27 protein-coding genes are annotated in these 25,631 nt (G+C 68.3%); 21 read left to right on the forward strand and 6 right to left on the reverse strand.

Annotated elements, in window-relative coordinates; all coding sequences use genetic code 11:
* Nucleotides 1–27: 27 nt before the first annotated feature.
* From ACIQJ5_RS17080 to dapF, 3 genes are all read left to right on the forward strand, one after another.
* Nucleotides 28–585: a CGNR zinc finger domain-containing protein gene (locus ACIQJ5_RS17080; RefSeq protein ID WP_402845563.1), complete on the forward strand. Its 558-nt coding sequence runs from the start codon at nt 28–30 to the stop codon at nt 583–585.
* A 102-nt stretch (nt 586–687) separates the two neighbouring features.
* Nucleotides 688–1,113, forward strand: coding sequence for a GNAT family acetyltransferase (locus ACIQJ5_RS17085; RefSeq protein ID WP_402845565.1), 426 nt, complete (start codon nt 688–690; stop codon nt 1,111–1,113).
* Nucleotides 1,114–1,150: 37 nt separating this feature from the next.
* Entirely contained in the window at nt 1,151–2,032 is an 882-nt protein-coding gene (gene dapF / locus ACIQJ5_RS17090) for a diaminopimelate epimerase (RefSeq protein WP_402845567.1), read from the forward strand.
* A 17-nt stretch (nt 2,033–2,049) separates the two neighbouring features.
* Here the strand turns inward: dapF and ACIQJ5_RS17095 are convergent, their stop codons facing one another.
* Together ACIQJ5_RS17095 and ACIQJ5_RS17100 are read right to left on the reverse strand one after the other, a co-directional pair.
* Nucleotides 2,050–2,826, reverse strand: a complete 777-nt coding sequence (locus ACIQJ5_RS17095) for a class I SAM-dependent methyltransferase (protein WP_231093007.1) — start codon at nt 2,824–2,826, stop codon at nt 2,050–2,052.
* Between the two features lie 57 nt (nt 2,827–2,883).
* Nucleotides 2,884–3,525 (reverse strand): class I SAM-dependent methyltransferase, encoded by a 642-nt coding sequence (locus tag ACIQJ5_RS17100; RefSeq protein ID WP_231093008.1) that lies wholly within the window; start codon nt 3,523–3,525, stop codon nt 2,884–2,886.
* A 93-nt stretch (nt 3,526–3,618) separates the two neighbouring features.
* Between ACIQJ5_RS17100 and hflX the strand changes: the two genes are divergently transcribed.
* Complete coding sequence (hflX, locus tag ACIQJ5_RS17105; protein WP_402845570.1) at nt 3,619–5,148, forward strand: GTPase HflX; 1,530 nt, start codon at nt 3,619–3,621, stop codon at nt 5,146–5,148.
* A 58-nt stretch (nt 5,149–5,206) separates the two neighbouring features.
* On the opposite strand, the gene ACIQJ5_RS17110 is transcribed toward hflX, so the two are convergent.
* A complete protein-coding gene (locus tag ACIQJ5_RS17110) occupies nt 5,207–6,199 on the reverse strand; it encodes an N-acetylglucosamine kinase (RefSeq protein WP_231093010.1) in 993 nt (330 codons plus the stop codon).
* A 194-nt stretch (nt 6,200–6,393) separates the two neighbouring features.
* On the opposite strand from ACIQJ5_RS17110, the gene ACIQJ5_RS17115 reads away from it, so the two are divergent.
* From ACIQJ5_RS17115 to ACIQJ5_RS17130, 4 genes are read left to right on the forward strand one after another with little or no spacing between them, the layout of a single operon-like run.
* Nucleotides 6,394–7,146 carry a sugar isomerase domain-containing protein gene (locus ACIQJ5_RS17115; protein ID WP_402845572.1) on the forward strand — a complete coding sequence of 251 codons (753 nt, stop codon included), beginning with the start codon at nt 6,394–6,396 and terminating at the stop codon, nt 7,144–7,146.
* A 50-nt stretch (nt 7,147–7,196) separates the two neighbouring features.
* Nucleotides 7,197–8,624, forward strand: a complete 1,428-nt coding sequence (ngcE, locus tag ACIQJ5_RS17120) for an N-acetylglucosamine/diacetylchitobiose ABC transporter substrate-binding protein (RefSeq protein WP_231093012.1) — start codon at nt 7,197–7,199, stop codon at nt 8,622–8,624.
* Nucleotides 8,621–9,643, forward strand: a complete 1,023-nt coding sequence (locus tag ACIQJ5_RS17125; RefSeq protein WP_231093013.1) for a carbohydrate ABC transporter permease — start codon at nt 8,621–8,623, stop codon at nt 9,641–9,643. Before ngcE ends, ACIQJ5_RS17125 begins: the two co-directional genes overlap by 4 nt.
* Nucleotides 9,640–10,548: a carbohydrate ABC transporter permease gene (locus tag ACIQJ5_RS17130; RefSeq protein ID WP_402845575.1), complete on the forward strand. Its 909-nt coding sequence runs from the start codon at nt 9,640–9,642 to the stop codon at nt 10,546–10,548. The genes ACIQJ5_RS17125 and ACIQJ5_RS17130 overlap by 4 nt, the downstream gene beginning before the upstream one ends.
* Before the next feature lie 56 nt (nt 10,549–10,604).
* Here the strand turns inward: ACIQJ5_RS17130 and ACIQJ5_RS17135 are convergent, their stop codons facing one another.
* Nucleotides 10,605–12,512 (reverse strand): prolyl oligopeptidase family serine peptidase, encoded by a 1,908-nt coding sequence (locus ACIQJ5_RS17135; RefSeq protein ID WP_402845577.1) that lies wholly within the window; start codon nt 12,510–12,512, stop codon nt 10,605–10,607.
* A 218-nt stretch (nt 12,513–12,730) separates the two neighbouring features.
* Between ACIQJ5_RS17135 and ACIQJ5_RS17140 the strand changes: the two genes are divergently transcribed.
* Together ACIQJ5_RS17140 and metE are read left to right on the forward strand one after the other, a co-directional pair.
* Entirely contained in the window at nt 12,731–13,678 is a 948-nt protein-coding gene (locus ACIQJ5_RS17140) for a methylenetetrahydrofolate reductase (protein WP_402845579.1), read from the forward strand.
* Nucleotides 13,675–15,993, forward strand: coding sequence for a 5-methyltetrahydropteroyltriglutamate--homocysteine S-methyltransferase (metE, locus tag ACIQJ5_RS17145; protein ID WP_402845581.1), 2,319 nt, complete (start codon nt 13,675–13,677; stop codon nt 15,991–15,993). The genes ACIQJ5_RS17140 and metE overlap by 4 nt, the downstream gene beginning before the upstream one ends.
* A 62-nt stretch (nt 15,994–16,055) precedes the next feature.
* On the opposite strand, the gene lexA is transcribed toward metE, so the two are convergent.
* Entirely contained in the window at nt 16,056–16,793 is a 738-nt protein-coding gene (gene lexA / locus ACIQJ5_RS17150; protein ID WP_231093018.1) for a transcriptional repressor LexA, read from the reverse strand.
* 247 nt (nt 16,794–17,040) lie between these two features.
* Here lexA and ACIQJ5_RS17155 point away from each other — a divergent pair, with 247 nt between their 5' ends.
* The 6 genes from ACIQJ5_RS17155 (at nt 17,041) to ACIQJ5_RS17180 (ending at nt 21,644) form a co-directional block, all read left to right on the forward strand.
* Complete coding sequence (locus tag ACIQJ5_RS17155) at nt 17,041–17,433, forward strand: LysM peptidoglycan-binding domain-containing protein (RefSeq protein WP_231093019.1); 393 nt, start codon at nt 17,041–17,043, stop codon at nt 17,431–17,433.
* A 333-nt stretch (nt 17,434–17,766) separates the two neighbouring features.
* Nucleotides 17,767–18,846, forward strand: a complete 1,080-nt coding sequence (locus ACIQJ5_RS17160; RefSeq protein WP_231093020.1) for a histidinol-phosphate transaminase — start codon at nt 17,767–17,769, stop codon at nt 18,844–18,846.
* 1 nt (nt 18,847) lies between these two features.
* On the forward strand, nt 18,848–19,462 hold the full coding sequence (gene hisB / locus ACIQJ5_RS17165; protein WP_231093021.1) for an imidazoleglycerol-phosphate dehydratase HisB: 615 nt from the start codon (nt 18,848–18,850) through the stop codon (nt 19,460–19,462).
* Nucleotides 19,456–20,115 carry an imidazole glycerol phosphate synthase subunit HisH gene (gene hisH / locus ACIQJ5_RS17170; RefSeq protein ID WP_372459825.1) on the forward strand — a complete coding sequence of 220 codons (660 nt, stop codon included), beginning with the start codon at nt 19,456–19,458 and terminating at the stop codon, nt 20,113–20,115. Before hisB ends, hisH begins: the two co-directional genes overlap by 7 nt.
* Before the next feature lie 31 nt (nt 20,116–20,146).
* Nucleotides 20,147–20,893: a bifunctional 1-(5-phosphoribosyl)-5-((5-phosphoribosylamino)methylideneamino)imidazole-4-carboxamide isomerase/phosphoribosylanthranilate isomerase PriA gene (gene priA, locus ACIQJ5_RS17175; RefSeq protein WP_231093023.1), complete on the forward strand. Its 747-nt coding sequence runs from the start codon at nt 20,147–20,149 to the stop codon at nt 20,891–20,893.
* The gene (locus ACIQJ5_RS17180) at nt 20,877–21,644 is read left to right on the forward strand and encodes an SseB family protein (RefSeq protein ID WP_231093024.1); all 768 of its coding nucleotides are present in this window, start codon (nt 20,877–20,879) and stop codon (nt 21,642–21,644) included. Before priA ends, ACIQJ5_RS17180 begins: the two co-directional genes overlap by 17 nt.
* 60 nt (nt 21,645–21,704) lie before the next feature.
* On the opposite strand, the gene ACIQJ5_RS17185 is transcribed toward ACIQJ5_RS17180, so the two are convergent.
* On the reverse strand, nt 21,705–22,106 hold the full coding sequence (locus tag ACIQJ5_RS17185) for a DUF1844 domain-containing protein (RefSeq protein ID WP_231093025.1): 402 nt from the start codon (nt 22,104–22,106) through the stop codon (nt 21,705–21,707).
* Nucleotides 22,107–22,353: 247 nt separating this feature from the next.
* On the opposite strand from ACIQJ5_RS17185, the gene infC reads away from it, so the two are divergent.
* The 5 genes from infC (at nt 22,354) to ACIQJ5_RS17210 (ending at nt 25,613) form a co-directional block, all read left to right on the forward strand.
* Entirely contained in the window at nt 22,354–22,974 is a 621-nt protein-coding gene (infC, locus tag ACIQJ5_RS17190) for a translation initiation factor IF-3 (RefSeq protein ID WP_308071102.1), read from the forward strand.
* A 66-nt stretch (nt 22,975–23,040) separates the two neighbouring features.
* The gene (gene rpmI / locus ACIQJ5_RS17195) at nt 23,041–23,235 is read left to right on the forward strand and encodes a 50S ribosomal protein L35 (RefSeq protein ID WP_231093026.1); all 195 of its coding nucleotides are present in this window, start codon (nt 23,041–23,043) and stop codon (nt 23,233–23,235) included.
* A gap of 33 nt (nt 23,236–23,268) precedes the next feature.
* Entirely contained in the window at nt 23,269–23,655 is a 387-nt protein-coding gene (rplT, locus tag ACIQJ5_RS17200; protein ID WP_231093027.1) for a 50S ribosomal protein L20, read from the forward strand.
* A gap of 109 nt (nt 23,656–23,764) precedes the next feature.
* A complete protein-coding gene (locus ACIQJ5_RS17205; RefSeq protein WP_402845588.1) occupies nt 23,765–24,565 on the forward strand; it encodes a TrmH family RNA methyltransferase in 801 nt (266 codons plus the stop codon).
* Between the two features lie 298 nt (nt 24,566–24,863).
* Nucleotides 24,864–25,613 (forward strand): amino acid ABC transporter ATP-binding protein, encoded by a 750-nt coding sequence (locus ACIQJ5_RS17210; protein WP_402845590.1) that lies wholly within the window; start codon nt 24,864–24,866, stop codon nt 25,611–25,613.
* Nucleotides 25,614–25,631 lie beyond the last annotated feature (18 nt).

Raw genomic sequence — 25,631 nt, forward strand, 5'->3', positions numbered from 1 at the left:
CCCATCGTCACCTGTCAAGATGGTTACGTGAATCACGAGTTCCCCTGCGGCACGCGCGTGCTGGACTTCGTCGCGACCCTGCGCGCCCGTCGCGAGGAGCAGCCCTACGAGTTCCTCGCGGATGCCGGGTCTCTGGATTCGTGGTGGGTGGAGTCGGGAGTGCGCACCTCGGGTCGGGTGACCGACGACGCCGATCTTGTCGCGGCCATCGAGCTGCGTGAGGCTCTCTACACGGTGTTCTGGCATCGCCTGAACGGCGCTTCGATTCCGGAGGGCGCTCTCGCCGTCGTGAACGCGCGCGCCCAGGACCCTCCGGTGTCGCCCGCGCTCACGGCACGGGGGGTGGTGCGCGACGGCGACCCCACCGCGTGTCTGGCCGACCTCGCGCGCGAGGCCATCGAGATCGTCGGCGGCGAGGAGGGTGCACTGCTGCGGGAGTGCTCCCGTCCGGAGTGCACCACGATCTACCTCGACCGCTCGCGTGGACATCGCCGCGAATGGTGCTCGATGCAGTCGTGTGGCAACCGGGCCAAGGCCGCCGCCTACCGTGCGCGAGTGCGTTCAGCCCGCATCCTCGCCACCTGACGCGAGGCGTCCGCCTGCGGGCGGTCATCGCCGCGGTGCGCTGATGGTCACCCGCGCGCGGAGGACTCGCGGGCGCGCGGGTGGTTCAGAGAGGATGGGGGAGTGCCTCATCACGTCCGTGCCTTTCAGCCCGCCGATACCGATCAGGTCGTCGCCCTCTGGGACGCGTGCGGTCTCACCCGCCCGTGGAACGACGCCCGCGCCGACATCGCCCGAAAGCTCACCGTCCAGCCGGAGCTGTTCCTGGTCGCCGTGGACGGCGATCGCGTCATCGGCACCACCATGGCCGGCTACGACGGTCACCGCGGGTGGCTGTACTACGTCGGCACCGACCCGGATCGCCGGGGGGAGGGGATCGCAGCGGCCCTCATCGCACGTGCCGAGGAACTGCTGATCGCCCTCGGCTGCCCGAAGGTGAACCTGATGGTCCGCGAGGGCAACGAAGGCGTGCTGGATTTCTATGCGACGAACGGATACGAGCCGTTCCAGGTTCACAACGCCGCGAAGCGCCTGATCGCCGACTCCTGAGGGCGATGCCGGTGCGCCTGCTCCGTAGGATGGAGGCATGCCCACCATCGCGTTCACCAAAGGCCACGGCACCGGCAACGACTTCGTGATCGTCGCCGACCCCGACGGGGAACTCGACCTCAGCGACGACCAGGTCGCCGCGATGTGCGACCGCAACTTCGGCATCGGTGCGGATGGACTGCTGCGCGTGGTGCGATCGCGCGCCATCGCCGAGGGCGCCGCGAGCCTCGCGGAGGAGCCCGAGGCCGAGTGGTTCATGGACTACCGCAACGCTGATGGCTCGAAGGCGCAGATGTGCGGCAACGGGACCCGCGTGTTCGTCAAGTACCTGCTGGAATCCGGGCTCGCCCAGCTTCCGGCCGGATCGACCCTGCCGATCGGAACCCGGGCCGGCGTTCGTGACCTCACGGCCAGTGCGCAGGGATTCCAGGTCGATCTGGGCCGGTGGAAGCTCTCCGGCGATGATCCGCTGGTGCGCGCTCGTGGACTGGACGTGGCGCGACCGGCGCTGGGCATCGACGTCGGCAACCCGCATGTCGTGGTCGCACTCAGCTCGATCGCCGAGCTCGAGGCCCTGGATCTGTCGGTGATCCCCATCCTGGATCCCGCCCTGCCGGAGGGGGCCAACGTCGAATTCGTCGTTCCGTCCGATCCGCTCGTTCAGGACGGCATCGGTCAGATCCGGATGCGCGTGTTCGAGCGCGGTGTGGGGGAGACCCTGAGCTGTGGGACCGGCACCGCGGCTGCTGCCCTGGCGGTGCGTCACTGGGCCGGCGCACTGGCACCCCACCACTGGCGCGTGGAGGTGCCCGGCGGCACGCTGGCCGTGCGCATGTTCCCCACTCAGGATGGCGAGCACGTCGCCCTGTCGGGCCCTGCCCAGCTCGTCTACACCGGACAGATCTCGCTCGCCGACTGACCGCGCGGCGCCGTGGCTCAGTCCACGACGCCGATGGCCAGCAAGTGCACGCTCTGGTCGCGCAGCGCGGGAACGTCGTCCGCGAGTTCGGCGATCAGGCGTGCGGACTCCGCGACGGCGAGGGCATCCTCGGCGCTGACGGACTCCAGAAGGGTGCCGACCGGTCCCTCGACGCCATGGACGACCACCTGGTCGATGCCCGCGCGCGCAAGCTCCGCCGCCAGCTCGTTCGCCGTGTGGAAGTGCGCGGCGGGGAAACGCTGGCCACGGAGGGGCCGCCCGTGCCGGAGCACGTCCAGCGCTTCCGCGCTCAGCGGGCCGTCGCCGGAGGCGGCGCGCTGGAAGGCCACCCAGCGCGAGAGTCCGACGGCGGCGATGACGCCTCCGGGGCGGGTCACACGCACGGCTTCGGTGAGTGCCCGTTCGCGGCCGGCGCGATCCAGGTGGTACAGCGGCCCCAGCAAGATCGCGGCATCGAAGGAGTCATCCGGATAGTCGAGGGCGCGGGCATCGCCCACGCTCGCGCGCACGCCCTGGGAGGCTGCCGTCTTCACGTGTGCGGGAACGGGATCGAGCATCTCGACGATGCAGCCGCGCTCAGCGAGGGCGCGCGCATGATGCCCCGTGCCCCCGCCGATGTCCAGCACGCGGGAGCCGTCGGCGATCGCGGCAGCCAGCAGCGCCTGTGTGCGATCAAACTCCAGGGGGCCCTGGGGTGAGCGGGTGGTCAGGCGGGCGTCCTCGTCGAACAGGTCGGTGTAGTAGTGCCGTATCCGTGTGTCGAGTTCGCCCATCATTCCAGTCTGCGCGCGACGCTCGATCCGTCAAGAGGCGCGCATGTTCCGGTCGGGTCAGGGCAGAACGATCGAGTCGGTGGGGGTGGAACCGTGGCGTCGCACACGCAGCACGCGGAAGCCCTTGCTCGTCGCCGCGCGGTGAACGCTGTAGCCCGACGGGAACTCCGCCGCGAGCCATCGCTGCAGTGAATCCGAACCGAGGTTGCGCGCAACAACGAACCAGCCGTCGCTGCGCTCGTCCAGGCGTGGGATCCATCGCTGCAGCAGTCCGTGCAGTTCGTTCTTGCCCACCCGGATCGGGGGATTCGACCAGATCGTGCGGAACGTCACGTCATCGGGAACCTCGTCCGGCGTGACCGCGGTGACGTTGTCCAACCCCAGCTCCGCTGCGTTTCGCCGCGTCAGCTCCAGGGATCGCTGGTTGACGTCGACGGCCCAGATACGCGCGTGCGGGGAGAGCATGGCCATGGTGAGCGCGATGGGGCCCCAACCGCAGCCGAGGTCGAGGAAGTCGCCCCCGGGCGGCGGTGGCGGGGTGTGCGAGAGGAGCACCGCGGTGCCGGTGTCCAGGTGGTCGGGACTGAAAGTGCCGCCTGCGGTGTTGAGTTCCACAGAGCGGCCAGCCAGCGTCACGGTGATACGGCGCGGCCTCTCGGCGCTGGAGGGCTCCGAGCTGAAGTAGTGGTCGCTTGCCATGAGGAGCCACATTACCGCAGCGACCGTCGCTGCGGAGGTTAGGCTTTACTGATCCGCGCCCGCCGACGATGGCGGTCGCCCCCGAAAGGACACATGAACAACACCCCCAACGACGACCGATTCGACGACGCCGCAGAGTTCGACGGCACCGACCCGGTGGAGCGCGTGCTCGCAAACGCCGATGCCCGATCCGGTGTCCGCGTGTTCGGCGCGGCGCAGGCACTCCAGGACGATGCCACCGCCGGCCACGGAAGCGCCGACGGCGAGCAGTGGGACCTCGAGGAGCGTCACGCGCTTCGCCGTGTGGCAGGACTGTCCACCGAGCTGGAGGACGTCACCGAGGTCGAGTACCGCCAGCTGCGGCTGGAGAACGTCGTGCTCGTCGGCGTCTACCCGCAGGGGTCGGCCGAGGAGGCAGAGAACTCCCTGCGTGAGCTGTCTGCGCTGGCCGAGACCGCAGGCGCCATCGTGCTCGACGGCCTGCTGCAGCGCAGGCCCCACCCGGACCCGGCCACCTACATCGGTCGCGGCAAGGCCCAGGAACTGCGCGACATCGTCGCGGCTCTCGGTGCCGACACCGTGATCGCCGACTCCGAACTCGCGCCCTCGCAGCGTCGTGCGCTGGAGGACGTCGTCAAGGTCAAGGTGATCGACCGGACAACCGTCATCCTCGATATCTTCAGCCAGCACGCGAAGAGCCGGGAGGGCAAGGCGCAGGTCGAGCTCGCTCAGCTCGAGTACCTCCTCCCGCGCTTGCGCGGGTGGGGTGACTCCATGTCCCGCCAGGCCGGAGGCCAGGTGGGCGCCGGCGGCGCCGGTATGGGGTCGCGTGGTCCCGGTGAGACCAAGATCGAACTCGACCGGCGGCGCATCCGCACGAAGATGGCGCTGCTGCGCAAGCAGATCGCCGACTTCAAGCCCGCTCGTGAGGCCAAACGTGCGGAACGTCGCCGCAACACCATCCCGTCGGTCGCGATCGCGGGCTACACCAACGCGGGCAAGTCGAGTCTGCTCAACAAGCTCACCGGCGCGGGCGTGCTCGTGGAGAACGCCCTGTTCGCCACTCTCGATGCCACCACTCGGCGCAGCGAGACGGCGGACGGGCGGATCTTCACGCTGACCGACACCGTGGGCTTCGTGCGCAACCTTCCGCACCAGCTGGTGGAGGCCTTCCGCTCCACACTGGAGGAGGTCGGCGACGCCGATGTCATCCTGCACGTCGTGGATGCTGCGCACCCGGACCCGGCGGCCCAGCTGCAGACGGTGCGGGACGTGATGGCCGACGTGGGTGCGCGGGACGCGCACGAGATCGTGGTGTTCAACAAGGCCGATCTGGTGGACGACGACACCCGGCTCGTGCTGCGCGGCCTGCAGCCGCAGGCGTTCTTCGTGTCCTCGCGCACGGGCGAGGGCATTGCGGAGCTGCGCGCCGCGGTCGAGGCCGCACTGCCGCTGCCCGCGGTCGAGATCACCGCGGTGGTTCCGTACGACCGCGGTGATCTGGTCTCCGCCATTCATGAGACCGGCTTCCTGCTCTCGTCGGAGCATCAGGAAGCGGGAACGCTCGTCCACGCCCACGTGGGCGAACGTCTCGCGGCGGAGCTTCGCCCCTACGCCGTGTGATGTCGCCGGCCGGCACCTGCCAGGGTGCCGGCCCGCGACCTCACCGGAATCGTCGACCTCACCGGAATCGTTGCAGCGTCGCGGTCAGTCGCTCCCGGACCGTCTCATCCGGGGCGGTGCCGTGGGCCCGCAGTGCGAGCATCGCGGCTCCGACGGCGCCATCGCCGACGTTCCGGAGCACCAGAGCATCGGCCGCCTCGCCGAGCGTCGCGAGGAACGCATCCCGCACCACCCCGGCGCGTGAGAGCACGCTGCCCCCGATCACCAGTGGTCCGGGTGCTCGCAGGATCGCACGCAAGGAGCGCGCCAGCTGCTGGCCCGCCTCCCGGAGGATGCCGATCGCGACCGCGTCGTTCTCCTGGGCGGCATCGAAGGCGGCCGGTGTGAGAGCGGCGAGCTCGATCGGTGCCCGATCATAGGCGGTCGCCACCAGGCGCCACAGCGCCTCCGGGCGCCCCTCTCTCGTCGCCGGCGTCGTCGCCAGGTCGTAGTGCTCCAGCACCCGCCGCGTCAGCGACGTGCCTGCTCCGGTGCCGTCGAGGTCTTCTGCCACGGCACGGATCACCTGCTGGCCGATCCAGAAGCCGCTGCCGCGATCTCCCAGCAACCAGCCGAGTCCGTCGGCGGTTCCGGCGACGTCGCCGTCCTCCACCCGGATCATGCAGGCGCCGGTGCCGGACACCATCGCGTATCCCGCTGCGGCGGCCGCGCCGCTGAAGTAGATGGCCAGGAGATCCGCCTCGAACGTCAGGGTTCCGCGGAAGCCGCGTTCGGTGAGCGGGCCGAGCAGCCAGTCCGCGTTCGCGGAGGACTGCATCCCCGCCATCGCGGCCACGATGACGGGGATCTCGGCGAGGGATGCGCCGCTGGTGGCGAGCGCCGCCTCCACCGCGGTGAGCACACCGGTCGCGGCGCGCTGAGCTCCCGCAGATACGGGATTTCCGCGCCCGCCAGCCCCGAACCCGAGGCTGTCACCGCGGCTGTTGCTGAGCAGGGCGCGTGTCGAGGTGCCGCCGGCGTCGATGCCGAGGACCAGAGGTTCGTGACTCATTCGTGACTCATTCGTGACGACGTGCTGTTTGACGTTTGCGCCGCATGCGCATAGTTTGCCTGTGAGAGTACCGGGGAGCAGGTGACGATCATGCCGAGACCGACGAAGGTTCGAAATGATAGCGCAAACGTTCGGGGTGTTGCGCTGGTCACCGGCGCGGTATTGTCGGTGCACAACCCCGAGGAGATGACACGATGACGGTCACTGCCGCCGACCTCCTCCGGGAGGCGACCACCCGCCTGGAGCGGCTCGCCGCCGATGCGGATGCGGGCGCGCTCGATACCGCCGTGGCGTACATGGTCGAGGCTCTCGATGCGGGCGGAGTGCTTCAGGCCTTCGGCACGGGACATTCGCAGGCCTTCGCGATGGAGATCGCCGGCCGTGCGGGTGGCCTCATCCCCACGAACAGCTTCTCGCTCACCGACCTGGTCCTTCACGGCAACCGCCAGACCTCGGAGCTCACCGCGACGCTGGAACGGGAGCCCTCACTCGTCGACGAGCTCATGCAGACCGTTCCGGTCGGAGAGCACGATGTGTTCCTCATCGCCTCCAACTCCGGCGTGAACGGATCCATCGTGGGCACAGCGCTGTGGGCGAAGGAACGCGGTCACCGTGTCATCGCGGTGACGAGCCTCGAGCACACCGCGCGTGTGCAGCCGAAACACCCCAGCGGCAAGCGGCTGAGCGAGGTCGCCGATGTCGTCATCGACAACCTGGCCCCGTACGGCGACACCACTCTCGACATCAATGACGATGTCCGTGTGGGAGCCGTCTCCTCCATGACCGGAGCGTTCATCGCCCAGTCCCTCACCCTCGGCGTGGCCCGCACGATCGCGGCCCGCGGTGAGGTTCCCCCTGTCTACATCTCCGCCAACATTCCCGGCGGCGATGAGCACAACTCCGCGTTGGAAGCCCTGTACCGTGGGCGCATCCGACGGGGGACCTGACCGGAATTTCCCCCTCCGGTCAACATCACATCACCATGGAAGGTAGGAAGATGGAACTCAACGAAGCGTCCATCAGTCGTCGCACTGTGCTGCGTGGTGCGGCAGCCGCAGCGGTTCTGGTGCCGTTCGGCATGACCCTCGCCTCGTGCGCTGCTCCCGGTGGCAGCACCGGCGGCGGCGGGGCCACCACCCCGGCCGGTGAGGTCACCGCCGACAACCCGTTCGGTGTCGCCGCGGACTCCACCGTCGACGCGGTCATCTTCGATGGTGGCTACGGCGTGGACTACGTCGAGAACGCCGCGAAGATCATGGAGGGCAACAAGGGCCTGTCCGGCGTCAGCGTGAAGGTCTCGGCCTCGACGAAGATCGCGCAGGAGCTGCAGCCGCGTTTCGTCGGTGGCAACCCGCCGGACCTCATCGACAACTCGGGCGCCAACTCCATCGGCTGGAACACCATCCTCGACCAGCTGGAAGACCTCAGCGAGGTGCTGGAGGCCAACAACCTCGAGGGCGAGAAGATCGCAGACACGCTGTTCGATGGTGTGAAGGCCCCGGGCACGTTCGGCGACAAGTTCGCTGCACTGAACTACGTGTTCACGACGTACGGCCTGTGGTATTCCGCATCGCTGTTCGAGGAGAACGGCTGGGAGCCGCCCAAGACCTGGCAGGACCTCAAGGCGCTCGGTGCCGCCGCGAAGGAGAAGGGCAAGTACCTCTTCCTGTGGGGCAAGGAGGCCGCGACCTACTACCAGACCTTCGTCATCGACTCCGCTGTCATCCAGTCGGGAGACGACGTGCGTCTTCCCCTCGAGAACCTCGCCGAGAACTGCTGGTCCCACCCCACACTGCAGGCGATCCTCACCGAGTTCTACGCGCTGATCCAGGCGGGCTACGTCAAGCCCGGTGGCGGCGGCACGCAGTTCACGCAGGCGCAGTCGCAGTGGAGCCTCGACCAGGAGGCGTTGCTGTACCCCTCGGGCTCGTGGATCGAGAACGAGATGAAGAAGACCACGGCCGACAACTTCCAGATGAAGGGCGTGCGCGAGCTGCCGTGGGACGACAAGGCCACCACCCCTCCCGGGTACATGCGCGCCGAGGCCGGCGAGCCGTTCGTGGTGCCCAGCAACAGCAAGAACCCCGCCGGCGGCAAGGAGCTGCTGCGCACCATGCTGTCGAAGGAGGCGGCTGCCGCGTTCTCCAAGGAGAAGCTCGCTCCCACCGTCGTCAAGGGCACGGTGCCCGATGACGGCTTCGGCTCCACCGCGCTGGTGTCTCAGGTCGAGATGATCGACGCCGCGGGCTCGGGCATGTTCACCATCAAGTCGACGAACCTGTACGGCATGAACTCCGACCAGCTGCCCATCTGGAACTCGTTCCTGGACGGCAAGATGACGGTCGAGGAGATCACCAAGCAGCTGCAGGCGCTGGTCGACAAGGTCCGCAACGACAGTTCTGTCGAGAAGATCGAGATCAAGTGAGCAATTCCACCGTCAGCGGTGGACCGGCCCTGGCGACGGCCGCGGTCACCACAGCTCGGGCGGGGCGGCGCAAGCCGCCCCGCCTGGGGCGGCGCAAGCTGACGTTCGACTTCGTCTCCTTCCTGGTGGTCTTCCTCGGGGTGCCGCTGGCGATCTTCCTGATCTTCGTCATCTCGCCGTTCGTGCAGGCCCTGTACTACGGCATGACCAACTGGACCGGCTTCTCGCCGAACATGCAGTTCACCGGGATCCAGAACTTCGTCACCCTCTTCAACGACCCGATCTTCATGCGCGCGATGCTGAACAACATCGTGCTCGCCCTGATCGTGCCGCTGATCACCATCGTCATCGCCCTCATCTTTGCGAGCATGATCACGGTGGGCGGACCCAGCCACGGCCAGGTGCGCGGGCTCAAGGGCTCCAGCTTCTACCGCGTGATCTCGTTCTTCCCGTACGTGATCCCGGCGATCGTGATTGCGATCCTGTGGAACATGATCTACGCCCCCACGGGGCTGTTCAACGGTCTGCTCGGACTCGTGGGCATCGACACCCACCAGTTCTCCTGGCTCGGTGACGAACGCACCGCGATGGGCGCGACCATCTTCGTCATCGTGTGGAGCATGGTCGGGTTCTACATGATCCTGTTCATCGCCGCCATCAAGGGCATTCCTGCGGAGACGCTGGAGGCCGCCCGCATCGACGGTGCCGGCCGCTGGCGGACCGTGCGATCGATCCTGCTGCCGCAGATGCGCGACAACGTGCAGACGGCGTACATCTACCTCGGCATCATGGCGCTCGACGCGTTCGTGTACATGGCCGGCCTGAACTCCACCGGTGGCCCGGGCAACAGCACGCTGGTGATGAGCCAGTACCTGTTCCGCACGGCGTTCGAGAAGGGGCAGTTCGGCCTCGCGACTGCGATGGGCATCGTGCTCGCCGTGATCACGCTGCTGTTCGCCGCCCTGATCATCGGTCTGTTCCGTCTCTTCGCCGGCCGGGATGAAGGAGATCGCTCATGAGCGACGACACCCGTGCCTCCGTGACGATCAACCGCAAGTCCCGCGCCCAGCCGCCGGTGCGGACCGTGAAGTCCACCGCCGGCGACAAGGTGGTCGGGGGCGCCTCTCACATCGTGATGGCGCTGTGGTCTCTGGTCGTGATCCTTCCGATGGTGTGGACCCTCATCGGCTCGTTCAAGACGACGAAGGAGATCTTCGCGTCGCCGTTCGGTCTGCCGGCCAACTGGAACTTCGACAACTACGTCAGCGCCTGGGTCGACAACGCGTTCGGCCGGATGTTCATCAACACCGTCATCGTCGTGGGCGTCTCGCTGGTGCTCGTCATGGTGCTCGGCGCGATGTGCGCGTATGTGCTGGCGCGTTTCGAGCTGCCGGGAAGCCGGGTGATCTACTACCTGATGCTCGCGGGTCTCACCTTCCCGGTGTTCCTCGCGATCGTGCCGCTGTTCTTCATCCTGCAGGGCATGGGACTGCTGAACACGCTGCCCGGTCTGATCATCACCTATGTGGCCTTCGCGCTCCCGTTCACGGTGTTCTTCCTGTTCTCGTTCTTCAAGTCGCTGCCGTACGAGATCCAGGAGGCGGCCTACGTCGACGGCGCCAGTGAATGGCGCACGTTCTTCCAGGTGATGCTCCCCATGGCCAAGCCCGGCATGGCGGCGGTCGCGATCATGAACTTCCTCGGCCTGTGGAACCAGTTCCTGCTGCCGATCTCGCTGAACACGAACAAGGACAACTACGTGCTCTCGCAGGGCATGGCATCGTATGCGTCGTCGGCGGGCTACGCCCTGGACTTCGGTCAGATGTTCGCGGCCGTGATGATCACGATCATCCCCGTGCTCATCGTCTACATCCTGTTCCAGCGCCAGCTGCAGGGTTCCGTGTCACAGGGAACGTCGAAGTAACCCGGACGAAACGGACGGTGCCTCCTTCCGGGCGCCGTCCGTTTCGTCGTTGGATCTCAGTCGAAACTCAGCGGAGCGATACCGTCGGGATCGAAGCCCCACGCGGCGGCGAGGAATGCCAGTTCACGCTCGGTGGCATCGATCACCGTTTCGCGACTGCGGAAGCCGTGGGACTCACCGGGGTAGAGGACATACGCGTGCGGGACACCGCGTTCGGCGAGAGCATCGCGGATCATCTCGGACTGGGACGGTGGCACCACCGGATCATCGGCTCCCTGCAGGATCAGCACGGGGGCGGCGATGCGATCGGCGTGTGTGAGCGGAGAGCGTTCGATGTAGACGTCCTCGTCGTCGGGGAACCGGCCGATCAGCCCGTCGAGGTAGCGGGCCTCGAAGTCGTGGGTGTCCGTGGCGAGTGTACGCAGGTCGGCGACGCCGTACCGGCTGATACCCGCCGAGAAGGTGCTGCCGCGCTCCAGCGCGCCGTACACCGTGAGGCCGCCGGCGGAGCCCCCCTTCACGGCCAGCCGTTCGGGATCGGCCGCGCCGGTCGCGGCGAACGACGAGGCCGCGTTCAATACGTCGTCGATGTCGACGATGCCCCAGGCCCCCGCGAGACGCTCACGGTAGGCTCGCCCGTAGCCGGTCGATCCGCCGTAGTTCACGTCCAGCACGCCGATTCCGCGGCTCGTGAAGTAGGCGATCACCGAGGACACGCCGCCGGACACGTGGGATGTCGGACCGCCGTGTGCCAGCACCACGTACGGAGGCCGCTCTCCGGCCGGCGCCGTCGCGCTGGGATGGGTCGGGGGGTAGTCGAAGGCGTGGATCTCGCCGCGCTCGCCGGAGAAGCTGACCTGACGCGACACGGGCAGCCAGGAAGGGTCCCAGGGGAGCACACCGCCGGCGACCCGCTGTGGCGCCGTGTTCTCATCCACGTCGATCACCCAGAATCCGGTGGGAATGGTGGCGCTGCTCCCGGACACCAGGATCCGGGACCCGTCGACGTCCTCGATGTGGACGTCGCTGGTGAGAGGGAGGGGCACCCTCTGAACATGGTCGCCCGTGATGAGCACGAGCTCGTCCGTGCCGTTGGTGCGAACCGCGACGATGCGCCCGTCATCCAGCGCGGCGAACCACCGCGAGCCGAGCACCCAGAGTGGACCCCCGGTATCGGCATCCGCCGGTGCGACGGCGCGCGGCGCGTCGTCGTCCGGCGACGTGAGGTACAGGTTCCAGCGTCCGGTCGGGTCATCGGTGAACAGCAGCGAGCCGGCCGCTGTCCAGGCGACCTGTGTGGCGCACGTGCGCGACACGGTGCGGACATCGTGCACGCCGTCGGCACCGAGGATGCCGACGCGCGCCTCGGCGGCGTCCCAGGGCATGGACGGGTGGCTCCAGGCGATCCACGCCAGACGGGTGCCGTCGGGGCTGATGGTGGGGCAGGCGACGAAGTCGCTGCCGGTGGCGAGCGAGGTCACTGCAGCGGGATCGTCCACCGCCGAGCCGTCGAGCGGGATGTCCACCACGTCCCGCTCCGGAACGGGGGAGGAGGTGTGCACTTCACGCACGGCGAGCAGGCGGCCGCGCTGGAGGCGCAGCCCTCCGAAGCGCGCAGCAGGGTCGATCGGCGTCAGCGGAGTCGGCTCATCGCCGCCCGCGGCGAACCGGTACACCCGCTGATCGCTCTTCTCGACGAAGAACAGCTGACCCGCCTCGTCCGCCGCCCATGCGCCGCCGCCGTACTCGTGCACGCGGGAGCCGGCGCTCCACGGTGCCGGGAGGAGGGGAGTGTCGGCCCCGTCCCGGAAGACCGCCATGCGTCCGCCCTCCGACGGAATGGATTGTGCCCACCACACCTCGCTGCCGACAAACGCGGCTCCGTCGTACCGGGGCGCCGCGGCGGCGACGTCAGCCGCGGTGATGATCGACGGCCAGGTTCCGTAGGGGAGGGTCTCGCTCATGACTCGACCCTACTCGGCGGTGCCGACATCGCCCGCTGGCGGGGGTGCGAAGCTGCGGCACAACAGCGTGCCGACACACGGCGTCACACCGCTGACACACGGCGTCACACCCATTTCGATGCCCCTGTGATCGTGACCTATCTTTGACCCACCGCCGCGGAGTCCAGCGACGGCGCGGAGGGGGCCCGCCATCCGTCCCCATTCACCGAGATTGACCGATGTCCTGTACCACCTCCTCCGTACCGTTCTCCTTCGAGCTGTACCCGCCGCGCTCTGAGCAGTCGCGGGAGGCCCTGCAGACCACCATCCAGGCCCTCGCGGCGGCAGGTCCCCGGTTCATCTCGGTCACCTACGGTGCGGGAGGGTCCGTCGGCGGACGGTCTCTCGAGGTCCTGAAGTACATCCGCCAGCACACCGCGGTCGAGCCGCTGGCACACCTCACCTGCGTGGGCAACACCTACACCGGCGCCGCTACGCTCATCCGTGAGTTCCTGGATGCCGACATCCGCAGCTTCCTGGCCCTGCGCGGTGACCTTCCCGCCGGGATGAGCGAGGCGGATGCGTTCGAGGGGGATCTGGAATCCGCCGCGCAGCTCGTGCAGCTGATCGATCGCGTCCAGGCGGAGCGTGCCCCCTACGTGGAGGCCGACCTGCCGGGTCTTCCGGGAGCGGCTCGCGTCGATCCGCGGGAACGGGTCGACATCGCCGTTGCCGCATTCCCCAACGGCCATCCGCGGTCCCGGTTTCCGCGCGAGCATATCGACGCATTGCTGGCCAAGCAGGCGGCCGGTGCGACGCTGGCGATCACCCAGCTCTTCTTCCACCCGGAGGACTACCTCGGATTCGTCAGCCGCGCTCGTGAGGCCGGCGTCACCATCCCGATCCTTCCCGGCATCATGCCGATCACATCCCCACAGCGGCTGCGCCGGGTGCTCGAGCTCACCGGCGAGGACATCCCGGGCGAGCTGACCGTCGGCCTCGAGATCGAGCCGACTCCCGAGGGCCAGCGCGCGCTCGGCGTCGCCTACGCCGCACAGCTCGCGCGTGCCGTGGTCGACGGCGGCGCCCCCGGGGTCCATCTCTATGCGTTCAACAATCACGACACGGTCCTCGCGGTGCTCCGCGAGGCCGGCATCCTCACCTCACATAAGGAGACTGCACGATGACCGCTTTCCCCGCCGGGACGATCCTCGGCTACCCGCGCATCGGACGCCGCCGCGAGCTCAAGCGAGCAGTGGAGGCGCACTGGGCGGGAAAGAGCAGTGCCGATGAGCTGGAGAGCACGGCCGCAGAACTGCGCGCCGCCACCCGTCGTCGCCTCGCCGACCTCGGTCTCGGTCGCACCGACTCCTCCATCCCCGAGTCCTTCTCCTATTACGACCAGGTGCTCGACCTGTCCGTGGCGCTCGGCGCGTTGCCCACGCGCTTCCAGAACCTCCGCGGCGCGGACGGCTCGTTCGGCCTCGACGCCCTGTTCACCGCGGCGCGCGGCGTGGGTGAGCACGCCCCGCTCGAGATGACCAAGTGGTTCGACACCAACTACCACTACCTCGTGCCGGAGATCGGCCCCGAGACGGCGTTCTCGCTGTCGTCCGGCCGCTTCGCCCAGCAGGTGGCCGAGGCGCGTGAGGATGGCTTCACCACCCGCCCCGTGCTGGTCGGCCCCGTCACCTTCCTCGCTCTGGCCAAGGCGTCCGACGAGGCCGGCGCGGACTACCGTCCGCTCGATCGGCTGGAGGACGTGCTTCCGGTCTACGTCGAGCTTCTCGCATCCCTGCGCGCCGCCGGTGCCGACTGGGTGCAGCTCGATGAGCCGGCGCTGGTCAGCCAGAGCCTGCCGTATGCGGACGCCGAGCTGGCGGCCGCCGCCGAGCGCGCCTATGCGGTGCTCGGTGCCGCGGCCGATCGTCCGCAGATCCTCGTCGCCGCCGGATACGCGCAGCTGTCCGCCGAGGCATGGAGCGTGCTGGCCGCAGCTCCGATCGAGGCTCTCGCGATCGATCTCACCCGCGGATCGCTGCCGGCATCGGCTTCTGGCCTGGACAGCAAGGTTCTCGTAGCCGGTGTCGTCGACGGACGCAACATCTGGCGAGGCGATCTCGCGGCCGCGTTCGACAAGCTCGAGGCCGCCCGCGGCCTCGGCGCGGCTCAGGTCTCGGTGGGAACGTCCACCTCCCTGCAGCACGTGCCGCACGACGTGGCGGATGAGGCGCAGCTGGATGAGCGACTGCGCTCCTGGCTGGCATTTGCCGACCAGAAGGTCGAGCAGGTCGTCGTCCTGGCGCGCGGTCTGGTGGATGGCCGTGAGTCGATCGCCGCCGATCTGGAGGCCGCGACCGCGGCGCTGGCGGATCGCGCCGCGGCACCGGGCGTGCGCGTCGATGCCGTACGCGCCCGCACCGCGTCCCTTGCTGCCGCGGACTTCGAGCGCGGCAACGAGGAGGAGCGCGTCGCCGAGCAGACCGCCGCACTCGGGCTTCCCGTGCTCCCCACCACCACCATCGGATCGTTCCCACAGACCGGTGACATCCGCCGTGCTCGTGCCGCGCACGCCAAGGGCGAGATCGATGACGCCGCCTACGAGGGATTCCTGCGCGAGGAGATCTCCCGTGTGATCGATCTGCAGCACGACCTCGACATCGACGTGCTGGTGCACGGCGAGGCCGAGCGCAACGACATGGTGCAGTACTTCGCCGAGCTGCTCGACGGCTTCGCGGTCACCCAGAACGGCTGGGTGCAGTCGTACGGCTCCCGTGCCACGCGCCCGTCGATCCTCTGGGGCGACGTCTCCCGTCCGGCGCCGATGACGGTGCGCTGGGCCGAGTATGCGCAGTCGCTCAGCCAGAAGCACGTCAAGGGCATGCTCACCGGCCCGGTGACGATCCTGGCGTGGTCCTTCGTGCGCGATGACCAGCCGCTGGCCGAGACCGCGAACCAGGTGGGCCTGGCGCTGCGGGACGAGATCGCCGACCTGGAGAACGCCGGGATCCAGATCATCCAGGTGGACGAGCCCGCTCTTCGCGAGCTCCTGCCGCTGAAGGCGGACGACCAGGCGGCGTACCTCGACTGGTCGGTCGGATCGTTCCGGCTCGCGACCGCGGGCGCGCGAAACGCCACGCAGATCCACACGCACCTGTGCTACTCCGAGTTCTCCGTCGTCATCGACGCGATCACCGCGCTGGACGCCGATGTCACCTCGATCGAGGCCGCTCGCAGCCGCGGCGACGTGATCGACGACATCCGCGACTCCGGCTTCCCGCACGGCGTCGGACCCGGGGTGTGGGACATCCACTCGCCGCGTGTTCCCTCGGTGGACGAGCAGCAGGCGATCCTGCAGCGTGCGGTGGACGCGCTGCCGCACCAGCTGGTGTGGGCGAACCCGGACTGCGGTCTGAAGACGCGTGGCTATGACGAGACGGTCGAGTCGCTGCGCAACCTCGTGGCGGCCACGAAGAACGTCCGCGCCGGCATCAGCGCCTGAGCTGACAACGCCAGAGGGCCCCGGATCTCGGATCCGGGGCCCTCTGGCATTGGTGAGGAGGATCAGACGGCGCGCAGCACCGCCACGACCTTGCCCAGGACCGTGGCCTCGTCGCCGAGGATGGGCTCGAACGCCGTGTTGCGGGGGAGCAGCCAGGTGTGACCGTCACGACGACGGAAGGTCTTGACCGTCGCCTCGCCATCCAGCATCGCCGCCACGATGTCACCGTTGTCCGCGTCGTTCTGCACGCGCACCACCACCCAGTCGCCGTCGCAGATCGCGGCGTCGATCATCGACTCGCCGTTCACCTTCAGCATGAACAGCTCGCCCTTGCCCACCAGCTGTCGGGGCAGCGGGAAGATCTCCTCCACCTGCTGCTCCGCGGTGATCGGCACACCCGCTGCGATCTGCCCGACCAGCGGCACGAGCGCGGCGTCTCCGACTGGTGTCATGGCGTCAGCGGGATTCTCGGCAGCGGTGCCGGGAAGGTCGATCAGGACCTCCATCGCCCGCGTCTTGCCGGGGTCGCGTCGCAGGTAGCCGCTGAGCTCGAGCTGGCCGAGCTGGTGCGTGACGCTGGAGAGGGATTTGAGGCCCACGGCGTCCCCGATCTCGCGCATGCTCGGCGGATAGCCGTTGCGTGCGATGGAGCGCTGGATGACCTCCAGAATGGCGAGCTGCTTCTCGCTCAGGCTGCGACGGCGCCGCGTTCCCGCGCGACCGGTGCTCTCCACGGGGCGATCGGAGCCTGTCGCGGGGCCGCTCTCCAGCGTGGTGTCGGGGCCGGATGCCTCGCTCATGTCCTTGCTCCTTCGGGCGAAAACGCCAATGTCGGTGGTCCGTGGTGTGCTGTGCGTATCGAAACCGTATCCGAGTTTCGAACGATCCGAGGACTTTTGTTCGAGCGTGTCGCTGATCTTGATCAGCCGGGTTTCGAAAAACGGGTTGACGGATTCGTACATCGAACATATATTCGGTACGTAGGTTCGCATCCGGCCCTCCCGGCCGAGGACCGGATGCGAACCATACCGAGAGGGAGGACAGATCATGAGCACCATCAGCGTCACCACCGGCGTCACCGCCCCGCAGGCCCCGCGTCTCACGTCGGCGTCTCCCCGGACACGTCTGCGCATCACCACCCGCGGTCGCCGCGTGCTCGCCGTCCTCGCGAGCCTTCCCCTCATCGCCGCCATCGCCGTCGCCGTGCTCAGCGGCGGGTCGGCCATCGCCTCCCACGAGGCCGGGGCCCCGGCGGGTACCTTCACCAACATCTCGGTGATGCCCGGTGACTCGCTCTGGAGCATTGCGACCACCGTTGCTCCGGAGGCGGACCCGCGCGACGTGGTCGCGGAGATCTCCCGCCTGAACAACCTGCACTCGGACACGCTGTCGGCGGGGCAGACCCTCGCCATCCCGAGCTCGTATTTCGACGCCGAGTAATCCTCCGGGCCTGCCGCACCGACTGGTGCGCGAGGTCCCCGTTCGATTCAGCCGGTCCGCGCATCTTCCCTCTCGTGCACGGACCGGCTTCGTCGTTCCCGGGTGACTGAGCGGATCCCGTACGGCGTCGGGGTGGCCGGACGGACAGTCTGCGCGTGCGGTGGGGCACACCTCGTCCCGGTGCCGCGCGATTTTCGTCCGTCCTGCGGAGGGTCGTCATCCCGGTGCCGGATCGGTGCACGGGATGCCCCGACGGGGACGCATCGTCCGGCCGTGTCCGATCATGACGGTTCAGAATGGGCGTCGCGGTGCCGCGCGGCCTAGCATGGAGCGGTGACTGCCTCTCTCGGTGACCTTCCCCTTCGTGATGATCTGCGCGGGATGACGCCCTACGGCGCCCCGCAAGCCGCTCTGCCGGTGGCACTCAACGTCAACGAGAACACGCATCCGATTCCCGACGATGTGGCGAGTGGGATCATCGACGCGATCTCCCTCATCATCCGCGACGTCAACCGGTACCCCGACCGCGAGTTCACGGCGCTCCGTGAGGCCTTCGCGAAGTACCTGGGGCACGGCCTCGGCGCAGAGCAGATCTGGGCCGCGAACGGCTCCAACGAGGTGCTTCAGCACATCATGCAGGCCTTCGGCGGGCCCGGGCGCACGGTGTACGGTTTCGGCCCGACCTATTCGATGTACGGTCTGCTCGCCCGCGGCACCGGCGCGACGTGGGCTGTGGGGGAGCGGGGTGTGGACTACACCCTGACGGCGGAGTCGGCTGCGGCGCAGGTGCGGGCCGCCGCACCCGACATCGTGCTGCTCTGCTCGCCGAACAACCCGACCGGCACGCCCCTCACTCTGGACGTGATCGAGGCGGTCTACGAGGCGACGGACGGCATCGTCGTCGTCGACGAGGCCTACTGGGAGTTCGCCCCCCATGATCAGCCCAGCGCTCTGACACTGCTGGAGGGACGCCCGCGCCTCGCGGTGTCGCGCACGATGAGCAAGGCGTTCGCCTTCGCCGGCGCGCGCGTCGGCTACCTCGCCGCCGATCCCGCCTTCATCGACGCGCTGCGTCTGGTGCGCCTGCCGTACCACCTCAGTGCGATCACGCAGGCGGCGGCGCTGGCCGCTCTGGAGCACGCCGACGAGATGCTCGCGATGGTCGACGAGATCGTCGTCCAGCGCGATCGCATGTTCGCCACCCTGGAGGCGCTCGGCTACGAGCCCTCGCCGTCGTGGACCAACTTCATCCTGTTCGGTGGGGTGGACGATCCCGCGGCCACCTGGCAGGCCCTCTACGACCAGGGCGTGCTCATCCGCGACGTCGGTATCCCCGGATCGCTGCGCGTCACCGCCGGCACCGAGGAGGAGACCACCGCATTCCTCGACGCCCTCGCCTCTCTCGGAGCCTGATATGACCGCTGATCTCACCCACCGCACCGCCCGTCGCTCGCGCGCCACCAGCGAGTCCACCGTCGAACTGGAGATCGACCTCGACGGCACGGGGCGCAGCACGATCGACACGACCGTGCCGTTCTTCAACCACCTGCTGACGGCGTTCGCCAAGCACTCGCTCACCGACCTCACCGTCCGGGCGCACGGCGACACCGACATCGACGCCCACCACACGGTGGAGGATGTCGCGATCGTGCTGGGGCAGGCCATCCGGGAGGCGCTCGGCGACAAGAGCGGCATCGCCCGCTACGGCGACGCCCTCGTCCCGCTCGACGAAGCACTGGCGCAGGCGGTCGTGGACATCTCCGGCCGGCCCTACCTGGTGCACACGGGCGAGCCTGACGGATACGAGTTCCACCTGATCGGGGGGCACTTCACCGGCTCGCTGGTCCGTCACGTTTTCGAGGCCATCGCGTTCAACGCCGGCCTCACCGTGCACGTCAACGTCGTCTCGGGTCGCGACCCGCACCACATCGCCGAGGCCGAGTTCAAGGCGTTCGCCCGCGCGTTCCGGCAGGCCAAGGCGCTCGACCCGCTGGTGGACGGCGTTCCCAGCACCAAGGGTGCATTGTGAGCGCCGGGACCCGCCCCGTCGTCGCGGTCCTGGACTACGGTTCGGGCAATGTCCACTCCGCCGTCAAGGCGCTCGAGGCCGCGGGGGCGGACGCCCGCCTCACGAACGACCGCGCCCTGGTGCTTGAGGCCGATGGGCTGGTCGTGCCCGGCGTCGGCGCGTTCGCCGCGGTGGCGGAGGCTCTGCGAGCCCAGCGCGCCCACGAGCTGATCGGACGTCGCCTCGCTGGGGGCCGACCTGTCCTCGGCATCTGCGTGGGCATGCAGGTGCTGTTCGAGCGCGGCATCGAGCGGGGGATCGAAGCGGACGGTCTCGATGAGTGGCCCGGGACGGTCACCGAGCTGAACGCCCCGGTCCTCCCGCACATGGGGTGGGACACCGTCGAGGCCCCGGAGGACTCGGTGCTGTTCCGCGGCATCGCGGATGAGCGCTTCTACTTCGTGCACTCCTATGCCGCCAAGGAATGGCCCCTGGAGGTCTACGGCAGCTTCCCGAAGCCCCAGCTCACCTGGGCCACCCACGGTGACCGCTTCCTCGCGGCTGTCGAGAACGGCCCCCTGTCGGCCACGCAGTTCCACCCCGAGAAGTCGGGCGACGCGGGCATCCGCCTGCTCGCGAATTGGATCGGCAGTCTCGACCGAGCTAGTCTCTGAACCTGTTGTGACCGCCGTACACGAGGAAAAAATGAACGACTTCGCGTCCACCCCCGCACTCACGCTGCTTCCCGCCGTCGACGTCGCCGATGGCAAGGCGGTGCGCCTGACCCAGGGTGAGGCCGGCTCGGAGACCAGCTACGGCGACCCCGTCGATGCCGCGCTCGCCTGGGCGGAGCAGGGTGCCGAGTGGGTGCACCTGGTGGATCTCGACGCCGCCTTCGGGCGTGGCAACAACACCGGCATCCTCCGCAAGGTGATCCGTTCTCTGCGCGGCGTCAGCATCGAACTCTCCGGCGGCATCCGCGACGACGCGTCCCTGGAGGCGGCGCTGGAGAGCGGGGCGACGCGCATCAACCTGGGTACGGCGGCGCTGGAGAACCCCGAGTGGGCCGCCGACGTCATCGCCCGCTACGGCGACGCGATCGCGGTGGGCCTGGACGTGCGGGGCACGACCCTCGCCGCTCGTGGCTGGACACAGGACGGCGGTGACCTCTGGGAGGTGCTCGACCGCCTCGAAGACGCCGGCTGCAGCCGTTATGTGGTGACCGACGTGACCAAGGACGGCACGCTGCGCGGTCCGAACCTGGAGCTGCTGCGCGAGATGACCCAGCGCACGCCCAAGCCGATCGTCGCATCCGGCGGTGTGTCGAGCCTCGACGACATTGCGGCGCTTCGTGAGCTCGTCCCGCTCGGCGTCGAGGGAGCGATCGTGGGCAAGGCGCTCTACGCGGGCGCGTTCACGCTGGCTGAGGCGCTGGATGTCGCCGGCGCGTAATCTCGGCGACTCGGCCGGTGTTCCCTGGGAGGGGCGCCGGTTCGAGGAGAACCGCAACGCGGCGGACGACGGTTCGGCTGATCCGAAGCTCGATGCCGCCCTGCGCGGCTTCCGTGACGGAACGGCGCGTCAGGAAGACGTGATCGACGCGCTGCGACAGGCGCGCGTGCTCGTTCCGCTCGTGGCGGAGAAGGGCGACGAGGGCGTCGGGCCGACGGGCCTCACCGTCGACAAGACGCAGGAGCTCTCGCTCATCACCGTGGCTGCTCCGGACGGCCGTACCGTGCTGCCCGTTTTCTCCAGCGTCGCGACGCTGAGCGCCTGGGATCCGCAGGCGCGACCGATCCCGGTCGCGGGTGTGCGGGCAGCGGTGTCTGCAGCCTCGGACGGCACCGAGCTGATCGTCATCGATCCGACCTCATCCACGGAGTTCGTGGTGCGTCGTCCGGCGGTCTGGGCCATCGCTCAGGAGCAGCCGTGGACGCCCAGTCCGCAGTCGCCCGCGGTGTTCACTGCGCTGCAGGAGTCGGTGGGGACCGAGCTGGCCGTGATCGACGCCACGGTGTCTGCCGGCGACCCCGAGGCCCGGCTGCGCGGACCCGAGCTCGTCATCACGCTGGAGCTCATGGACGGCCTGGATCAGCGCGAGCTCGATGCCGTGCTCCAGCGCCTCGCACAGCGGTGGGCCGCCGACGATCGGATGGCCACCCTCGCGGACTCGCTCTCCGTCCGCCTCCGCCGCGCCTCCTGACGCCGGCTCCTCACGCGAGAGACCCCAGCACGACGTGCTGGGGTCTCTCGCGTCGAGGGGTCAGTTCACGGGCCCGGTGTACTTCTCGCCGGGGCCCTGGCCGATGGGGTCCGGGATGGCGGAGGCCTCACGGAAGGCCAGCTGCACGGAGCGCAGGCCGTCGCGCAGCGAGCGGGCATGCATGTCGCTGATGTCAGGGGCCGCTGCGGTCACCAGCCCCGCCAGGGCGTTGATGAGCTTGCGGGCCTCATCGAGGTCCTTCTGGTGCTCGGGATCGTCGGCGAGGCCGGTTTTCACCGCGGCGGCGCTGAGCAGGTGCACGGCCGTGGTGGTGATGACCTCGACGGCGGGGACGTCGGCGATGTCGCGGCTCGCGGATGCGGCGGCAGCCTCTTCCGCCTCCCAGCGGGCCTGGCGCTCAGCGCCGTCATCGCGGACCGGATCGACGGGAATCGTGTTCACGTGTCACTCTCTGATAGACTTGTGCGGGCTTCGGGGCTTTTGCCCTGAACGAAAGTGGATTCATTCCCACCCGCGCTTGCCGTTCCAGGCTACCGGGTCTTGCGCTCCGCCTCTGTTTCGCAGGGGTTGCCAGGGCGCACGAAGCCGGCGTGCACAACGCCTGTGGGTGGAGATGGCATCACTTCGCCCGCGATTCGAACCCTCGTGTCGTGGTGGCTGACAGAAACCATAGGCAGAGGAGTTCCGCATCAGCGATCCCCGCACCAACGAGCGCATCCGCGTTCCGGAGGTCCGACTCGTCGGCCCCGGTGGCGAGCAGATTGGCGTTGTCGCCATTCAGGTTGCGCTGCGCCTGGCACAGGAGGCCGACCTCGACCTGGTCGAGGTGGCTCCCAACTCGAAGCCTCCCGTCGTCAAGATCATGGACTACGGGAAGTTCAAGTACGAAGCCGCTCAGAAGGCCAAGGAAGCACGTCGTAACCAGGCCAACACGGTCCTCAAGGAAGTCCGCTTCCGTCTGAAGATCGATGCTCACGACTACGAGACCAAGCGCAAGCGCGCCGAGGGCTTCCTGAAGGCAGGCGACAAGGTCAAGGCGATGATCCTCTTCCGCGGACGCGAGCAGTCGCGCCCCGATCAGGGTGTGCGCCTGCTCCGCAAGTTCGCGGAGGACGTCGCAGAGTTCGGAACGGTCGAGTCCAACCCGACCATCGATGGCCGCAACATGGTGATGGTGATCGCCCCGCATCGCAACAAGTCCGATGCCAAGGCGGAGCAGAACGCCCAGCGCGCAGCGACCAAGCAGGCCGCCCGCGACGCGAAGACGGCTGACAAGAGCGCGAGCGCCTCCGCGCCCGAAGCCGAGTAAGTCCCAGACCCCGCCCCCGTGGCGATGCAACCACGCCCGCGCGGGCGTAACCAGTAAGGAAGAAAGATGCCGAAGCAGAAGACCCACTCGGGCAGCAAGAAGCGCTTCAAGGTCACCGGTAGCGGCAAGATCATGAAGCAGCAGGCGGGTATGCGCCACAAGCTCGAGGTCAAGTCCAGCAGCCGCAAGGGTCGCCTGAACCAGGACCAGGTCCTCGCCAAGGCTGACGTCAAGGCCGTCAAGAAGCTTCTCGGCCGCTGAAACGCGCCCGGTACTAGTTAGGAAAATACAGACATGGCACGTGTCAAGCGGGCGGTAAACGCCCACAAGAAGCGTCGCGTTATTCTCGAGCGCGCATCCGGTTACCGCGGTCAGCGTTCGCGCCTCTACCGCAAGGCCAAGGAGCAGGTCACCCACTCGCTGGTCTACGCGTACCGTGACCGTCGCAAGCGCAAGGGCGACTTCCGCCGCCTGTGGATCCAGCGCATCAACGCTGCGGCCCGCGCCAACGGCATGACCTACAACCGCTTCATCCAGGGCCTCGGCCTCGCGGGCGTGCAGGTTGACCGTCGCATGCTGGCTGAGCTGGCCGTCAACGAGCCGGCGACCTTCGCCTCGCTCGTCGCGACCGCCAAGGCTGCGCTGCCGGCCGACGTGAACGCGCCGAAGTCGGCTGCGTAAGCTCACGCACCACACGGGGCGTCCTCCTGCGGGAGGACGCCCCGTTTCGTTTCCGGTCACGACGTCCGCTGTTTCGCGTCACAGCGGGGCCACTGCCTAGACTGGATGCGTGCTCGAGAACCCCCGCTCGCCCCGCGTTCGCGCAGTCGCGAAGCTGACCAAGCGCAGCGCCCGCACCGAGACCGGCCTGTACCTGCTGGAGGGGCCGCAGGCCGTTCGCGAGGTTCTCGCGTACGCTCCGGAGACGATCGAGGATCTGTACGCGACTCCTGCTGCCTGGGACAAGCACGCGGATCTCCGCACGAGCGCTGAACGCGCCGGGATCACGGTGACGTACGCGCGGGATTCCGTGCTGGAGGCGATGGCCGACACCGTGACGCCACAGGGCGTGGTCGCAGTCGCCCGTCAGCGTCACGTCTCGCTGCGCGACGTATTCGCCGCTGGTCCCCGCCTCATCGCCATCTGTGAGCAGGTGCGCGATCCCGGAAACCTCGGGACCATCATCCGCGCGGCCGATGCGGCAGGCGCGGACGCCGTCGTGCTCACGGGGCGGACAGTGGATCCGTACAACCCGAAGGTCGTGCGCTCCACCACCGGATCCCTCTTCCACCTCCCGGTCGCTTTCAATGCTGATCTCACCGAAGTCGTGTCGCTTGCGCATGAGGGCGGGCTCACCGTGATCGCGGCCGACGTGAAGGGCGACGATCTGCTCGCCGCCCGCGGGGAGGGCCTCCTGGCCCGGCCCACGGCCTGGTTGTTCGGTAACGAGGCGCGAGGGCTCGACGACGAAGCTCTGGCGATGGCCGACACCGCGCTACGGCTACCGATCTTCGGCCGGGCAGAGTCGCTGAACCTCGCCACGGCGGCCAGCGTGTGCCTCTACGAAAGCGCGTTCGCCCACAGGTCCTGACCCCAACGACACGCCGCCGGTGGATGAATGTGGGGGTGCTCTATGAGAACTCTCTCATTTTGAGAGCGCCCGGTGTTCTCCGAGCGTGAGGCGCGCCACCCGCTCTCGACCGGCCTGATTGCCTGATTCGCCGGGCGAGATTTGCCATAGCACTCATCCGTGCGACTCGGTCGCGCGGCGACCGTGGGACCGCGGCGAGCAATTCGCTTACCGCGGGGCGAGTTGGATGAGAAACCTCTCACATAACGCCTCGGTAAACAGCCCCCGCAACGTGCGTCGTGCTGACAAGGTGGACTCCATGCCACAGACAGGTGAACCGCTCGTCGTCGTGAAGGACGTGCAGAAGCACTACGGCGACTTCCATGCGCTCAAGGACATCGACCTCACGGTCAACAGGGGAGAGGTGGTCGTGATCATCGGCCCCTCCGGCTCGGGGAAGTCGACGCTGTGCCGCACGATCAACCGCCTGGAGACGATCACCAGCGGAACGGTCACGATCGACGGCCAGCCGTTGCCCGCGGAGGGGAAGGCGCTCGCAAAGCTGCGAGCCGACGTGGGAATGGTCTTCCAGTCGTTCAACCTCTTCGCGCACAAGACGATCCTGGAAAACGTCACGCTCGGTCCCATCCAGGTGAAGGGTGTGAGCAAGGCCAACGCCGAGAAGGAGGCCCACGAGCTGCTGCGTCGCGTGGGCGTCGACCAGCAGTCCTCGAAGCTGCCGGCACAGCTGTCCGGTGGACAGCAGCAGCGCGTGGCGATCGCCCGCGCACTCGCCATGCAACCGAAGGTGATGCTCTTCGATGAGCCCACCAGCGCGCTGGACCCGGAGATGATCAACGAGGTCCTCGATGTGATGATCGAGCTCGCCGCGAGCGGCATGACCATGATCGTCGTCACGCACGAGATGGGCTTTGCCCGCAAGGCCGCCGACCGCGTCGTCTTCATGGCGGATGGCCGGATCCTGGAGCAGGCCACCCCGGAGGAGTTCTTCACGAACCCGCAGACGGACCGCGCGAAGGACTTCCTCTCGAAGCTCCTCACTCACTGACCCCCGTCCCCCGAAAAC

Source organism: Microbacterium sp. GXS0129 (assembly GCF_044769785.1).
GTDB lineage: Bacteria > Actinomycetota > Actinomycetes > Actinomycetales > Microbacteriaceae > Microbacterium > Microbacterium nymphoidis.

What these genes read in the sequence shown, in the direction of transcription:
- dapF (WP_402845567.1), top strand. Translation starts at nt 1,151, where the DNA reads ATGCCCACCATCGCGTTCACCAAAGGCCACGGCACCGGCAACGACTTC.
- ACIQJ5_RS17095 (WP_231093007.1), bottom strand. Translation starts at nt 2,826, where the DNA reads ATGGGCGAACTCGACACACGGATACGGCACTACTACACCGACCTGTTC.
- ACIQJ5_RS17100 (WP_231093008.1), bottom strand. Translation starts at nt 3,525, where the DNA reads ATGGCAAGCGACCACTACTTCAGCTCGGAGCCCTCCAGCGCCGAGAGG.
- hflX (WP_402845570.1), top strand. Translation starts at nt 3,619, where the DNA reads ATGAACAACACCCCCAACGACGACCGATTCGACGACGCCGCAGAGTTC.
- ACIQJ5_RS17110 (WP_231093010.1), bottom strand. Translation starts at nt 6,199, where the DNA reads ATGAGTCACGAACCTCTGGTCCTCGGCATCGACGCCGGCGGCACCTCG.
- ACIQJ5_RS17115 (WP_402845572.1), top strand. Translation starts at nt 6,394, where the DNA reads ATGACGGTCACTGCCGCCGACCTCCTCCGGGAGGCGACCACCCGCCTG.
- ngcE (WP_231093012.1), top strand. Translation starts at nt 7,197, where the DNA reads ATGGAACTCAACGAAGCGTCCATCAGTCGTCGCACTGTGCTGCGTGGT.
- ACIQJ5_RS17130 (WP_402845575.1), top strand. Translation starts at nt 9,640, where the DNA reads ATGAGCGACGACACCCGTGCCTCCGTGACGATCAACCGCAAGTCCCGC.
- ACIQJ5_RS17135 (WP_402845577.1), bottom strand. Translation starts at nt 12,512, where the DNA reads ATGAGCGAGACCCTCCCCTACGGAACCTGGCCGTCGATCATCACCGCG.
- ACIQJ5_RS17140 (WP_402845579.1), top strand. Translation starts at nt 12,731, where the DNA reads ATGTCCTGTACCACCTCCTCCGTACCGTTCTCCTTCGAGCTGTACCCG.
- metE (WP_402845581.1), top strand. Translation starts at nt 13,675, where the DNA reads ATGACCGCTTTCCCCGCCGGGACGATCCTCGGCTACCCGCGCATCGGA.
- lexA (WP_231093018.1), bottom strand. Translation starts at nt 16,793, where the DNA reads ATGAGCGAGGCATCCGGCCCCGACACCACGCTGGAGAGCGGCCCCGCG.
- ACIQJ5_RS17155 (WP_231093019.1), top strand. Translation starts at nt 17,041, where the DNA reads ATGAGCACCATCAGCGTCACCACCGGCGTCACCGCCCCGCAGGCCCCG.
- hisB (WP_231093021.1), top strand. Translation starts at nt 18,848, where the DNA reads ATGACCGCTGATCTCACCCACCGCACCGCCCGTCGCTCGCGCGCCACC.
- priA (WP_231093023.1), top strand. Translation starts at nt 20,147, where the DNA reads ATGAACGACTTCGCGTCCACCCCCGCACTCACGCTGCTTCCCGCCGTC.
- ACIQJ5_RS17180 (WP_231093024.1), top strand. Translation starts at nt 20,877, where the DNA reads ATGTCGCCGGCGCGTAATCTCGGCGACTCGGCCGGTGTTCCCTGGGAG.
- rpmI (WP_231093026.1), top strand. Translation starts at nt 23,041, where the DNA reads ATGCCGAAGCAGAAGACCCACTCGGGCAGCAAGAAGCGCTTCAAGGTC.
- rplT (WP_231093027.1), top strand. Translation starts at nt 23,269, where the DNA reads ATGGCACGTGTCAAGCGGGCGGTAAACGCCCACAAGAAGCGTCGCGTT.
- ACIQJ5_RS17210 (WP_402845590.1), top strand. Translation starts at nt 24,864, where the DNA reads ATGCCACAGACAGGTGAACCGCTCGTCGTCGTGAAGGACGTGCAGAAG.